12 protein-coding genes are annotated in these 13260 nt (G+C 70.3%); 8 read left to right on the top strand and 4 right to left on the bottom strand.

Going from position 1 to position 13260, the window contains the following annotated elements:
- The first annotated feature begins 39 nt into the window (after nucleotides 1-39).
- The 3 genes from ABZ027_RS23260 to ABZ027_RS23270 all read left to right on the top strand — a co-directional run bounded on the left by ABZ027_RS23260 (nucleotide 40) and on the right by ABZ027_RS23270 (nucleotide 2154).
- On the top strand, nucleotides 40-966 hold the full coding sequence (locus tag ABZ027_RS23260; RefSeq protein ID WP_356771298.1) for a ribokinase: 927 nt from the start codon (nucleotides 40-42) through the stop codon (nucleotides 964-966).
- Nucleotides 963-1352: a D-ribose pyranase gene (gene rbsD / locus ABZ027_RS23265; RefSeq protein ID WP_356771300.1), complete on the top strand. Its 390-nt coding sequence runs from the start codon at nucleotides 963-965 to the stop codon at nucleotides 1350-1352. The genes ABZ027_RS23260 and rbsD overlap by 4 nt, the downstream gene beginning before the upstream one ends.
- A gap of 676 nt (nucleotides 1353-2028) precedes the next feature.
- Complete coding sequence (locus ABZ027_RS23270; protein WP_356771302.1) at nucleotides 2029-2154, top strand: hypothetical protein; 126 nt, start codon at nucleotides 2029-2031, stop codon at nucleotides 2152-2154.
- A gap of 457 nt (nucleotides 2155-2611) precedes the next feature.
- Here ABZ027_RS23270 and ABZ027_RS23275 read toward each other — a convergent pair whose 3' ends face one another.
- Nucleotides 2612-2917, bottom strand: a complete 306-nt coding sequence (locus tag ABZ027_RS23275; protein ID WP_356771304.1) for a hypothetical protein — start codon at nucleotides 2915-2917, stop codon at nucleotides 2612-2614.
- Nucleotides 2918-3196: 279 nt separating this feature from the next.
- On the opposite strand from ABZ027_RS23275, the gene ABZ027_RS23280 reads away from it, so the two are divergent.
- The 5 genes from ABZ027_RS23280 to ABZ027_RS23300 are packed head-to-tail and all read left to right on the top strand — an operon-like array spanning nucleotide 3197 to nucleotide 9814.
- Entirely contained in the window at nucleotides 3197-4021 is an 825-nt protein-coding gene (locus tag ABZ027_RS23280; protein WP_356771458.1) for a helix-turn-helix transcriptional regulator, read from the top strand.
- Nucleotides 4008-4241, top strand: a complete 234-nt coding sequence (locus ABZ027_RS23285; RefSeq protein ID WP_356771306.1) for a DUF397 domain-containing protein — start codon at nucleotides 4008-4010, stop codon at nucleotides 4239-4241. Before ABZ027_RS23280 ends, ABZ027_RS23285 begins: the two co-directional genes overlap by 14 nt.
- Nucleotides 4238-4795, top strand: coding sequence for a GNAT family N-acetyltransferase (locus ABZ027_RS23290; RefSeq protein WP_356771308.1), 558 nt, complete (start codon nucleotides 4238-4240; stop codon nucleotides 4793-4795). Before ABZ027_RS23285 ends, ABZ027_RS23290 begins: the two co-directional genes overlap by 4 nt.
- A gap of 18 nt (nucleotides 4796-4813) precedes the next feature.
- Nucleotides 4814-5290 carry a hypothetical protein gene (locus ABZ027_RS23295; RefSeq protein ID WP_356771310.1) on the top strand — a complete coding sequence of 159 codons (477 nt, stop codon included), beginning with the start codon at nucleotides 4814-4816 and terminating at the stop codon, nucleotides 5288-5290.
- A 3-nt stretch (nucleotides 5291-5293) separates the two neighbouring features.
- Nucleotides 5294-9814, top strand: a complete 4521-nt coding sequence (locus ABZ027_RS23300) for a WD40 repeat domain-containing protein (protein ID WP_356771312.1) — start codon at nucleotides 5294-5296, stop codon at nucleotides 9812-9814.
- 12 nt (nucleotides 9815-9826) lie between these two features.
- Here ABZ027_RS23300 and ABZ027_RS23305 read toward each other — a convergent pair whose 3' ends face one another.
- The 3 genes from ABZ027_RS23305 to ABZ027_RS23315 all read right to left on the bottom strand — a co-directional run bounded on the left by ABZ027_RS23305 (nucleotide 9827) and on the right by ABZ027_RS23315 (nucleotide 13201).
- Entirely contained in the window at nucleotides 9827-10657 is an 831-nt protein-coding gene (locus ABZ027_RS23305; protein ID WP_356771314.1) for a sugar phosphate isomerase/epimerase family protein, read from the bottom strand.
- Nucleotides 10654-11808, bottom strand: coding sequence for a dihydrodipicolinate synthase family protein (locus ABZ027_RS23310; protein ID WP_356771316.1), 1155 nt, complete (start codon nucleotides 11806-11808; stop codon nucleotides 10654-10656). Before ABZ027_RS23310 ends, ABZ027_RS23305 begins: the two co-directional genes overlap by 4 nt.
- A gap of 241 nt (nucleotides 11809-12049) precedes the next feature.
- Nucleotides 12050-13201 (bottom strand): Gfo/Idh/MocA family oxidoreductase, encoded by a 1152-nt coding sequence (locus tag ABZ027_RS23315; RefSeq protein ID WP_356771318.1) that lies wholly within the window; start codon nucleotides 13199-13201, stop codon nucleotides 12050-12052.
- Between the last annotated feature and the right edge of the window lie 59 nt (nucleotides 13202-13260).

Raw genomic sequence — 13260 nt, forward strand, 5'->3', positions numbered from 1 at the left:
GACCGCCCGCCCCGAGTCGCCTACTAGGGGAGCAACCTCATGTACGACTACGACCTCCTGGTCGTAGGGTCGGCCAACGCCGACCTGGTGATCGGTGTCGAACGACGTCCCGGTGCCGGGGAGACCGTCCTCGGCTCCGACCTGGCCGTCCACCCGGGCGGCAAGGGCGCCAACCAGGCGGTCGCCGCCGCCCGCCTCGGAGCGCGTACGGCCCTGCTGGCCCGGGTCGGCGACGACGCGCACGGCCGGCTGCTGCTCGACTCGCAGCGCGCGGCCGGGGTCGACACGGCGGGCGTCCTGGTGGGCGGCGCGCCGACCGGGGTCGCACTGATCACGGTGGACCCGTCCGGGGACAACAGCATCGTGGTCTCACCGGGCGCGAACGGCCGTCTGACCCCGGCCGACGTGCGGGACGCCGCGAGTCTGCTGCACGCCTCCCGGGTGGTGTCGACGCAGCTGGAGATCCCGCTGGAGACGGTGGTGGAGGTCGTACGGGGTCTCGCGCCGGACAGCCGGTTCGTACTGAACCCGTCGCCGCCGCGGCCCCTCCCGTCCGAGGTACTGGCGGCCTGCGACCCGCTGATCGTCAACGAGCACGAGGCGAAGGTGCTCCTCGGCGGGGACGGTGCGGAGGGCTCTGTGGAGGGCTCTGTGAGCGATGCGCCGGAGGACTGGGCGCGGCTCCTGCTGGAGAGGGGACCGCGGTCGGTGGTCGTCACCCTGGGCGCGGAGGGCGCGCTGGTCGCGTCCGCGGAGGGGGTGACGCGGGTGCCGTCCGTGAAGGTGGCCGCCGTGGACACCACGGGCGCGGGCGACGCGTTCACCGCGGCGCTGGCCTGGCGGCTGGGAGCGGGCTCGTCGTTGGCGGATGCGGCGGCGTACGCGTCCCGGGTCGGGGCGGCGGCCGTCACCAGGCAGGGCGCGCAGGACTCCTTCCCCACGGCGGCGGAGGTCGAAGCCCTGTGAAGAAGGCCGGAATCCTGAACCGTCATCTCTCCGGGGCACTGGCCGAACTGGGCCACGGGGACGGGGTGTTGGTCTGCGACGCCGGTATGCCGATCCCGGACGGGCCGCGGGTCGTGGACCTGGCATTCACGGCCGGGGTTCCGTCCTTCGCGGAGGTGCTGGACGGTCTGCTGGCCGAGCTGGTGGTGGAGGGCGCGACGGCGGCGGCGGAGGTCCGGGACGCCAATCGGGCGGCCTCGTCGCTGCTGGCCGGGTACTTTCCCGAGCTGACCCTGGTCCCGCACGAGAGGCTCAAGCAGCTGTCGGGGGGTGCGCGGCTGGTCGTCCGCACGGGGGAGGCGCGGCCGTACGCGAACGTGCTGCTGCGGTGTGGGGTGTTCTTCTGAGCCGACCTCGAAGAACGTTCCTCGAAGAACGTTCAAGGGGGCCCGGTCCGTCGACCGGGCCCCCTCGGGTTTTCCCCTCCACATCAGAACCCCGTGATCCCCCCAGATCCCCCTCCAGAAGTCCTGATGCCAAGTACGACCGGCGGGGTGGGGGGAGGGTTGTACGGGATCCCGGAGTTTTTTTCGCTGGGGGGAGCCGTCCTCCGGGAGAGCGGGCGCACGCCCCGCGTGAGTGTCGGCGGCTGGCGACTACAGGCCGCCGCAGGACCGGAGTTGACCGAAGCGCGGCCACGATCGCGTTGCTTCACGCCCGAAGCGGGTGCGAATAAGCGGCTTCCATGACAGGCGACTACGGATTTGAGCGGAGAACTGACCTGTCGCGGGATGTGATTTACGCAACTCGCCGCGCAGGAACTGACACGCCGTCCCCTCGTCAACTTCAGCAAAGGCCCTGGCAGTTGACTTGATCGCCACACATGTGGCAAGCCGACCGCCCGGTCGGGTCACGCCGTGCCACTGACTGCGATTGCAGTAGCCCACAGGGGCGAGGTGTACGCACCGTTGTTGACGGTCGCTCCCGGTACTCTGTTGCGCTATCACCGCTCCCTGGAGGGTCCGAGAGCCGTTGTGAGCCCCCGCGGGGTTCACGAACGTGGACCAGAAAGGGGGCGGCCCAGTGGCTGCACAGCCATCGGGGCACCAGAACGGAAACGACAAGGCGGACCGGGTATACGCCAAGGTCCGCTGGCTCGGACCGATCTACACGATCTACAAGATCGTGCGTGAATTCCTGAGCCCGTAAGGAAGAAACCCCGACCTGACGGTCGGGGCTCCTACCCGTCCTGGTGGTGCCAGAGGGCCTCGTCTCTACAGCTAGCCGGCGTCGGAGACGGGGCTCTCTCTTTCTGTGCACCATGAACAACGTCGCCCGGATCAACTGCGGCGAGTGCAACAGCGGCGCATGGCGACGCACCCATCTTGCCTTGCACGCAAGGAGGATCGCGACACCTGGAGCCATGTTCCGGCGGAACCGGAGCCTCCAATTCCGGGTTGGGTTCACCCGTTCCACCAGCTCAGGAAATCGTGCCCTTGTGAATCGTGACGCAAATCACTTGGGAACCGGTGATGCGGCGCACACCTGACCGGACGCCAAGATGTCTCGATCATCCCGATCTACTGGAACGTAACCACAAAAGCCGACACGGCGGCGGGAATCGTACAGGATGCCACTGACAACACAGGCTCTCACTTGACTGTGATCATGGCGTGTGCTTCTCGGCGAGACGCGCTCCCCGGCTCTCCGCGACCCGGCTGACCTCTCGCAAGGACTCCGCGAGGCAACGGGCGAGATAGCGCAACTCGCCTTCGGAGACACCCCGCTCGGCCAGGAGTTCCGCGGCATGACCGAGGAGGTCACCGGCCATGCCGAGTTGCACGCGTTCGGTCTCGTCGGCGAGGCGTGAGACGTACCCCATGCCATCCCCCACCACGTAACAGGGCTTGCCCTCCGGACCCAGCCAGGGCAGCAGGCGTACGGCCGGCCCCACGCATCCGGCGTCGCTCACCTGCCGCCCCCTGCGGGAGGGAAGAACGCCGAACCGAGCCCGATCCCGAGAACGGGGGGCGCCGCGGCGGGCGATGCGGGCCTCGGACGGCGGCGCCCGCGCGCCAGGGAGAGGAACCTCGACGCCTGCTTGAAGAGTTGGGCGATGACGGTACCCATGTCGACCTGCTTTCTCTCGACCGCGTTGGGTGATGAACCAGTCACAGAGTGGCGTCGCTTCTGGCTACGCTTCCAGTACCTGGGAGTTGACAAAGCGCACGTCAAGTTGGGAGTTGGCAGGATGGCGAAGCCTCGAACGCCGCGGACGCAACGGGAGAAGTACGGGGAGGAACTGAGGCTGCGCCGGTCAGCGGCCGACCTCACCCAGGAGGAACTGGGCAACCAGGTCGTGTGCTCGCCGACGCTGATCAGCCACTTCGAGGCGGGAAGGCGGCTCCCGAAGCCGGATGACGCACAGCGGATCGACCGGGCGCTGGGGACGGACGGGTTCTTCGCGCGATGGCTGGAGGACTTGGACAGCAAGTACGACGACTGTTTCGCTGCCGCCGCTGAATTGGAACAACAGGCCACGCTGATCCAGCAGTTCGCCCTGACCCTGGTGCCCGGCCTTTTGCAGACCCCCGACTACGCACGGGCCGTGTTCCGCGCGTACCGGCCGAACCACACCGCCGGGGAACTTGACAGAGAGGTTGTCATTCGAACAGACCGTGCCCGGATTCTGGACGGACCTTCGAACCCCGTGCTGTGGACGGTTCTCGACGAGGCCGTGCTGCGACGCCGGGTGGGTAGCCGACAGGTCATGGCCGAACAGCTGCACAAGATCGCGGATATGGCGGAGGCGGGACGGTTGCGGCTGCACGTACTGCCGTACGGTGTCGGCGCTCACCCGCTCCTGCAGAGCCTGCTCACCCTCATGAGCTTCGCTGATTCAGCTCCGGTGGCCTACGTCGAGGCCTTTCTCACGGGCTACTTGATGGATGATCCGGCACTGGTGGCCGCCAGCCAGACCGCTTACGCTCTAGCGCTGAGCGACGCGTTGTCGCACCAGGAGTCACTGGCCCTCGTCAGGACGGCAGCGGAGGAGCATGCCCATGGTCAGCAGTGAGCACGCCCTCTCCGACTCGTCGGCGCTCACCGGGTGGTACAAGTCCAGCTACAGCGGCGGCAACCAGGGCGAGTGCCTCGAAGTCGCCCGCGGCTACGCCGACGTGCCCGTGCGGGACAGCAAGGAGGTCGGCGGTCCGGCGCTGGTGTTCTCGGCGCGACGGTGGGCGTCGTTCGTGACGGCCGTCAAGGACGGCGGCATCGGCACCCGAGTGTCATGAACGCATTACCCACGCTCTCCGCCGCGGAGATCACCACGGACCGTCTCCGGCTGCGGAAGGCGCACGCCGCCGACATCGACGGCCTCATCGAGCTCCAGACCGATCCGCAGGTCCGTGCCCACCTCGGCGGGCCGCGGCCGCGTAGCGCCGTCGAGCAGTACTTCGAGGCGAACGGCATCAGCTCCGTTGCCGACAAGCCCGGTACCTACGTCATCGCCGACAAGGAATCCGACCGGTGCGTCGGGACACTCGTGCTCGACCGCCGTTCCGCCGACCTTCCCGGACATGTCACCGAGGAGGGCGGGGAACTGGAGCTGGGGTACCTGCTCCGGCGCGGCAGTTGGGGTGCGGGGCTGGCCTTCGAGGCCGCCTCGGCGGTGTTGCGCGCCGCCGCCGGCGAGCTGCCCGACCAGCCGGTCCTGCTGGTGACCCAGACGGCCAACGAGCGCTCACTCAAGCTCGCCACCCGCCTCGGCTTCCAGCGCGTGGGGACTTTCGTGGCGTACGACGCGGAGCAAACCCTGGCTGTGGCCGACCTGCACTCCCACGGGTGAGGAGGCGCTGGAGCGGGCATGGGTAGGGGCGTGACGGAAGTGCGGGTGGGGATCAGCGTCGACGGCACGGCCGGGAGCGTCACGGCCGTGGACACCTCTGTGCACGATCTGCGGCGACGTCTGTCCGGCGAGCCGCAACTGCGGGGCCGACTCCGGCCCGTTGACTCGGCGCCGCCACCGGGCGCCATGGGTCTGCCCGGCGAGGCGCTGCTCGCTCTGCTCGAACCGGGCGGGGTCGTCACGACGTTCGCCGCCGGCCTGATCACATGGCTGGCCACCCGTCGGACCGCGTGCACGGTGAGCGTCACCCGCCCCGACGGGACGGAGATCACCCTCACCTCCACCAGCGTCAAGAACCTCTCGCCCCAGAAACGGGCCGAGTTCATCCGCGAGATCACGGCCGCGCTGGACGAGGGGGCCACCGAAGCCCCCGTTCCGAACCGCGCCGCCCGCACCACGACCCGGCCGGACGAGGGCACGTCACGGCAGGAGTAGCGCATGTCTGGGCCGGACATCGTGCACGACGGCGACCTGGGTGACTTCGCGGCGCCGGGAGCGTGCGCGATCCTCATCGGTACGCCCAGCCATGTCCCGGGCTCCGAGCTGCCCGACCTCCCGGCTGTCGCCACCACCCTCGACGACCTGGAAGCGGCGCTGAACGACGCGTGCGGGATGCGTGGCCGGGTGCACCGCGTGCCCTCGGACGCCGGGCCGAGTGAGGTCGTCGCGGCGGTGGAACGGGCGGTGCGGGAGGCGGTGGGGCCGATCCTGCTGTGCTACGTCGGCCACGGCATCCTCGGCCCCGGCGACGAGCTGTACCTCGCCACCCGGGCCAGCCGGTCACCCGGCCGGATCGCCGACGCGGTGCCCTACGGCACGCTCAGGAACCTGCTCACCGAAGCGCCCGGCGGCAGTGTCGTCGTACTGGACTGCTGCTACTCGGGCCGCGCCAAGGCGCCCAGTGGCCCGGCGCAGGGCTCGCCGCCCTTCCTGGTCACCCGCCCCGACGGCAGCTTCCTGCTCAGTTCGGCCTCCTGGTACGACCTGTCGTACGCGCCCCCCGGCCACCGGCACACGCTGTTCGGCGGGCGGCTGATCGGCCTGCTCACGGACGGCGACCCGGCCGGCTCCCCGTGGCTCACGCTGGACGGGCTGTACGAGGCCGTCGACCGCGCCTTCCACGGTGAGACGATCCGCCCCTGGCGGCAGAGCGAGGGCACCCTCGGCTCCCTGCGGCTCACCCGCAACCGCGCGTACCGGGACCCGCACACTCCCGACACCGAACCGCCCGCCGACGTGCCGTGCCCGTACCCCGGGATGGAGCCATTCGGCACCACGCAGGCCCGGCACTTCTTCGGCCGCGAGGATCTCACCCGACGGCTGGTGGACGCCGTGTGCGACGACTCGCGGGCACCGCGGCGGGGTGACACCGCACCCGTCGTACTCGTCGGCGGATCCGGTGTGGGCAAGACGTCGCTGCTCACGGCCGGGCTGTTAGCCGGCCTGGAGCGGCGCCGCGCCGAAGAGTCGGCACACGGCGACCTGCCGTGGCCGCCGGTGCTGCTGCCCGCCCCCGGCCCGCATCCCTTGCGGGCGCTGGCCGAGGTGTGGGCCAGGGCCACCGGTCGGCCGGCGGACGAGGTCCGTCGGGCCCTGGCGGGGGGACGGCTGCCGGAGCCGCTACCCGGCCGGGAGGCTCACCGCATCCTCGTCGTCGACCAGTTCGAGGAGGTCTTCACCCGCTGCACGGTGGCGAAGGAGCGGGCCCGGTTCATCGACGTCCTGACCCGCCCCGAGGGAAGCACCCAACCGCCGCGCGTGGTGCTGGGCCTGCGCGCCGACCACTACGGAGACTGCCTCACGCATCCCGGTCTCGCCCGTGCGCTCGACCACGGCCAGTTCACCGTGCGACCGATGGACGACGAGGCCCTGCGCGCCGCCGTGGAGCGTCCCGCCCGGGCCGCCGGCCTGACCCTCGAACCCGGCCTGACCGACCGTCTGCTGCACGACCTCCGGCACGGCGACGCCGGCCGAGACCGCGACGCCGCGCTCCCTTTCCTCGCCCATGCCCTGCGCGAGACCTGGCTGCGGCGCAGCGGCGCCACGCTGACCCTTGCCGGGTACGAGGCGACCGGAGGGATCTGGCGTGCGGTCACGACGACCACCGACCACCTGTACGACGGTCTCGCCCCGGCCGAACGTGGAGCGTTGCGTGAACTCCTCTTCCGTTTGGTCCACTTGACCGACGACGGGGTGGTGGTACGGCGGCGCGTGCCCGTACACGACCTGCTCGATGGCCTGTCCGCCCCGCAGAAGGTCGCGTCCCGCTCCGTGTGCGAACGGCTCGCCGCCGCCCGTCTGATCACCGTGGACCAGGAGTACGCGCAGATCGCCCACGAGGCACTGCTGCACGCCTGGCCGCGGCTGCGGGCGTGGATCGAGGAGGACAGGGACCTGCTCGTCCAGCGGCAGAAGCTGGCGGACAGCGCCCGGGAGTGGGACACGGGCGGGCAGCACGGGGACCTGCTGCTGCAGGGCATCAGGCTGGATGCCGCCGTGGACCTGCTCCGGGCGGAACGGCTGCGCCATCGCCGACTGCCGCGCACGGAGGAGGCCCTCGTCCATGCCAGCCTGGCGGCGGACCGGAAGCGACGGGAAGGCCTCAGGAGGCGGGTGCGGGTCCTCGTGTCCCTGCTCTGTGCGTTGGCCGTCGTCGCGGGACTCGCCGTGTGGCAGACCGTCGAGGCGGACCGGCAACGCGGCGAAGCCCAGGACCAACGGCGGTTGACGACGCTGCGCGCCCTCATCGCCGAGTCGCGCAACCTGCGTGACGAGAACCCGCGACTGTCCCTGCGACTCGCCCTGGCCGCCCACCGGATCGAGCCCTCTGCGGAGTCGCGAGCCGCCGTGTTCGGCACGCTGGCGGAGAGCCGGTACGCGGGCCGCTCCGCCGAAGAGCGAATGGTCACGGCCGACCCAGCCGTCCTCAGCCGCGACGGCCGAACGAAGGCCGCCGTGCAAGGGGACCGCATCGTGCTGTGGGACGTCTCGGAAGCCACCCGGCGCAGACAGCTCGCGACGCTCAAGAACTGCGGCAAGTACCCCAGCGACCTCGCGTTCAGCGCCAACGGCCGCACCCTGGCCGGTGCCTGCGACAACGGTTCCGTCGTCCTGTGGTCACTGGCTGACCGCAAACATCCGCAGCGCACGGCCGTTCTGAGGGTCGGCGGCCTGAGTGGCGATCCGTCGGGGGTCGCCTTCAGTCCTGACGGCGAGCTGCTGGCCGCCGCCGGATGGGGTGGCGACAAAGGGTCCCCCGCGTCGCACCGGTCCGTGGTCCTGTGGGACCTCTCCGGCGACGAGCCACGCCGAGTGGCCGTGGAGCGTGACGTCTACGACAACAGCGCCGTGCTTTTCAGCCCGGACGGCCGGACCCTGGTGAGTTCGACGGGGCGGGTCGAGTTCAAGGAGGAACCCGTCGACCGGAACTCCGTCACACACACCTCGGGCGCCACCCTGTGGGACGTCTCCAGGCCGGATCGACCGCGACGGCTGACCCGCTTGGACCGAGTTGACGAGGAGATGGCCTTCAGCCGCGACGGCCGGATACTCGCCACGACCAACTACACCGAGGTCACGCTGTGGGACATCACCAGCCCCGCGCAGCCGAAGACGCGAACGAGCTGGCCCGCCCACAAAGACGACGTAACCGCTCTGACATTCGACCGTTCGGGAAAGCAGCTGGCCACGGGCTCGTTGGACAACTCGGTGACGGTGTGGGACGTCGAGGACAGCACGACACCCAAGCGGAAGATGAGCCTGCCGGGCCACGTGAGCGAGCCGCTGGACATGGTCTTCGGCGAGGACTCTTTGACGTCCGTGAGCCCGAAGGACGTCGTCCGCTGGAGTCTCTACGCCCTCGGACGGCCCGAGGTCCTGGCGACCATCGGCGACCTGCGCGGTGACACTGCGGCGGCCACCGTCACCCCGGACGGGAAGACCATGGCCCTCGCCGGTTACGGACAGACGGTCACCCTGTGGAGCATGGCGGACCTGAGCCGCCCGAAGCGCACAGGGTCCGTGGATGTGGGGGCGTTCGTCCAGGACCTCGCCGTCAGTGCCGACGGACACATTCTCGCGGGAGCCGATCGCAAGGACAGGATCATCCTCTGGGACATCACCCAGCCCGACCGTCCTCGTCGGCTGTCGGTCATCAACCCCGTCAGGAAGCACGGCGACGCCTACGTCATGCACCTCAACTTCTCGCCGCGCGGCGCGACCCTGGTCGCCAACGGCGCGGCGTCGCTGTTTTCCGACGGATGGGCCGCCCTGTGGGACGTGACAGACCCCGAACACCCCAAGGGACTGAGCGCGTTCAGGGAGGGGGTGGCTCCCCTGACGTCGGCCGAGTTCAGCCCCGACAACGAGTTGCTGTCGGTGCCCTCCGGTACCGAAACGTACCTCGTCCGCTACCGCTCACCCTCGGCTGAACCGATCCGGCTCCGTGACTCGTACGCCGATTCCGCCTTCTCTTCCGACGGCAAGCTGCTCGCCACCGCGGGCAGCGGGCTGCTCCTCCTGGACATCAGCTCCCCGAAGAACCCCCGCAAGGTCGCCGAGGCACCGGAGGGGGAAGGGGACTTCAAGGAACCTGTCTTCCACCCCGCCGGGAACCTCCTCGCCACCACCACCGAGTCCGGAGACATCCGTCTCACCGACGTCGGAGACCTGCCCCGCCTGCATACGGCCGCCACCCTTTCCGCCACCAGGCAGCTGACCCTGCTCGCCTTCAGTCCCGACGGCCGTCTCGCCGTGACCTCCCGCGCCGACGGCTTGGTCCAGGTCTGGGACCTGCACGCCCTCCCCGCCATCAGCGCCGATCCCATCCGCCGGGCCTGCGAGCTGGCAGGGGGAGGGCTCCGCGAGGACGACTGGGAGACGCCGAAGGAGGACAAGTGGTCGACGTACGTGTCAGGACTCCCGTACCAGGACAGCTGTCCGGAGCACGGGAAGCCCTGACGACGCTGTCCGCTAGGCCGTGTGCGTCACAAAGCGTTCCGCCGTCTCCGCCAGCACCTCCCGCCCGTCCCGCGCCCACAGCCCGTCGTTGAACAGCTCGACCTCGATCGGGCCGGTGTAACCGGCCGCCGTCACGTAGCCGAGCCACTCGCGCATGTCGATCGCGCCGTCGCCGATCTGGCCGCGGCCGTTGAGGACGCCCTCGGGCAGGGGCGTGGTCCAGTCGGCGAGCTGGAAGGTGTGGATGCGGCCGGAGGCGCCCGCGCGGGCGATCTGCTCGGGGGCCGTGTCGTCCCACCAGATGTGGTACGTGTCCACGGTGACGCCGACCTGGTGGGCCGGGAAGCGTTCCGCGAGGTCCAGGGCCTGGGCGAGGGTGGAGACCACGCAGCGGTCGGAGGCGAACATGGGGTGCAGCGGCTCGATGGCCAGCTTCACTCCGTGGTCCTCGGCGTACGGGCCCAGTTCGGCCAGGGCGTCGGCGATCCGCTCCCGGGCCGCGCGCAGGTCCTTCGAGCCGGCGGGAAGGCCGCCGGAGACCAGGACGAGGACGTCGGTGCCGAGGGTGGCCGCCTCGTCGACGGCGCGGCGGTTGTCGTCCAGGGCGCGGGCGCGCTCGTCCGGGTCGATGGCCGTGAGGAAGCCGCCCCGGCACAGGGTGGTGACGGCCAGGCCCGCGTCGCGGACCAGCTTGGCGGTGGCGTCCACGCCGTACGTCTGGACGGGTTCACGCCACAGGCCGACGCCCGGCACGCCCAACTCCAGGCAGGTGTCGACCAGTTCCGGGATCGACAGCTGCTTGACGGTCATCTGGTTGATGCTGAAGCGCGCGAGGTCGGTCACTGGTCAACTCCGTACACGGACAGCAGGGTCTTCATCCGCTCCTCGGCCAGCTTCGGGTCCGGGAACAGGCCGAGGCCGTCGGCGAGTTCGTAGGCGCGGGCGAAGTGCGGCAGGGAACGTGCCGACTGGAGGCCGCCGACCATGGTGAAGTGGCTCTGGTGACCGGCCAGCCAGGCCAGGAACACCACGCCCGTCTTGTAGAAACGGGTCGGCGTCTGGAAGAGGTGGCGGGACAACTCGACGGTGGGGTCGAGGAGTTCACGGAAGCCGGCGGTGTTGCCGGTGTCGAGGGCGCGGACCGCCTCGGCCGCCAGCGGGCCCAGCGGGTCGAAGATGCCGAGCAGGGCGTGGCTGAAGCCCTGCTCGTCGCCCGCGATCAGCTCGGGGTAGTTGAAGTCGTCGCCGGTGTAGCAGCGGACGCCCTGCGGGAGGCGGCGGCGCAGGTCGACCTCGCGCTGCGCGTCCAGCAGGGAGACCTTGATGCCGTCCACCTTGTCCGGGTGGGCGGCGATGACCTCCAGGAAGGTGTCGGTGGCCGCGTCCAGGTCGGAGGAGCCCCAGTAGCCGTCCAGCGCCGGGTCGAACATCGGGCCGAGCCAGTGCAGGATCACCGGCTCGGTGGCCTGGCGCAGCAGGTGGCCGTAGACGTCGAGGTAGTCCTCGGGGCCCTTCGCCGCCGCCACGAGCGCCCGGGAGGCCATCAGGATGGCCTGCGCTCCGGACTCCTCGACGAGGGCGAGCTGCTCCTCGTAGGCCGCGCGGACCTCGGTGAGGGACGCCGGGCCGGTGAGCTGGTCGGTGCCGACACCGCAGGCGATGAGACCGCCGACCGCCTTGGCCTCGGCGGCGCTGCGGCGGATCAGCTCGGCGGCGCCCGCCCAGTCCAGGCCCATGCCGCGCTGGGCGGTGTCCATCGCCTCGGCGACCCCGAGCCCGTGCGACCACAGGTGGCGGCGGAAGGCGAGGGTGGCGTCCCAGTCGACGGCGGCCGGGGAGTCGGGGGTGGTGTCGGCGTACGGGTCGGCGACCACGTGGGCCGCGGAGAAGACCGTACGGGAGGTGAAGGGCGTGCCGGGCGCCACCACGAGCGGTGCGGTGCGGGGTTCGTAGGCCCGCAGCGTGCCTTCGCTGCCCGGGAGTCGGATGGTCACCGGATCTCCTTTGAGGATGCGCCGAGCGGGCGACTACAAAATGTTGTAAGCGGCATACCGTGCGTAGCGAGAACCAAGCGCGCACAGCGCGCTGAGCGAGAGCCAAGCCGGCGCACATCAACGCTTTCAGGCAACCGGGCAGGTTCCGTCCCGGCTGGCGCTGAGGGAGTAAGACCTTGCTGGTCGCTGATCGGTGGGGCTTCCTGAGTCAGGAATCCCCCGGCTTCAACGGGGGGAGGGTTCAAAGCGAGATCTCCGGTACGTCGAGACGGCGGCCCTCGGCGGACGACCTCAGGCCCAGCTCGGCGAGCTGGACGCCGCGGGCACCGGCCAGCAGGTCCCAGTGGTAGGGGGCGTCGGCGTAGACGTGCTTGAGGAACAGTTCCCACTGGGCCTTGAAGCCGTTGTCGAACTCGGCGTTGTCCGGGACCTCCTGCCACTGGTCGCGGAAGGCCTCGGTGGCGGGGATGTCGGGGTTCCAGACCGGCTTGGGGGTGGAACTGCGGTGCTGGACGCGGCAGTTGCGCAGACCGGCGACGGCGGAGCCCTCGGTGCCGTCGACCTGGAACTCGACCAGTTCGTCGCGGTTGACGCGCACGGCCCAGGAGGAGTTGATCTGGGCGATGGCGCCGCCGTCGAGCTCGAAGACGCCGTAGGCGGCGTCGTCGGCGGTGGCGTCGTAGGGCTTGTCGTTCTCGTCCCAGCGCTGCGGGATGTGGGTGGCGGTGAGGGCCTGGACGGTCTTCACCCGGCCGAACAGCTCGTGCAGGACGTACTCCCAGTGCGGGAACATGTCGACAACGATGCCACCGCCGTCCTCGGCGCGGTAGTTCCAGGACGGGCGCTGGGCGGTCTGCCAGTCGCCCTCGAAGACCCAGTAGCCGAACTCGCCGCGGATGGAGAGGATGCGGCCGAAGAACCCGCCGTCGATGAGGCGCTTGAGCTTGAGCAGGCCCGGGAGGAAGAGCTTGTCCTGGACGACGCCGTGCTTGATGCCGGCGCTGTCGGCGAGGCGCGCGAGCTCCAGGGCGCCGTCGAGTCCGGTGGCGGTGGGCTTCTCGGTGTAGATGTGCTTGCCCGCGGCGATCGCCTTCTTGAGCGCCTCCTCGCGGGCGGAGGTGACCTGGGCGTCGAAGTAGATGTCGACCGTCGGGTCGGCGAGAACCGCGTCCACGTCCGTCGAGACGTGTTCCAGGCCGTGCTGTTCCGCCATCGCCCGCAGGGCGTGCTCACGGCGGCCGACCAGGATCGGCTCCGGCCACAGCACGGTGCCGTCGCCGAGGTCGAGGCCGCCCTGTTCGCGGAGGGCCAGGATGGAGCGGACCAGGTGCTGGCGGTAACCCATGCGCCCGGTCACGCCGTTCATGGCGATGCGCACCGTCTTGCGTGTCACGTCGTTCCCTTCGTAGGTGTCGTACGCAGCGTTCGTTCGCGTTTCGTACGCGGTTGTGC

This window comes from Streptomyces sp. NPDC006332 (assembly GCF_040612855.1).
Classification (GTDB): Bacteria; Actinomycetota; Actinomycetes; order Streptomycetales; family Streptomycetaceae; genus Streptomyces.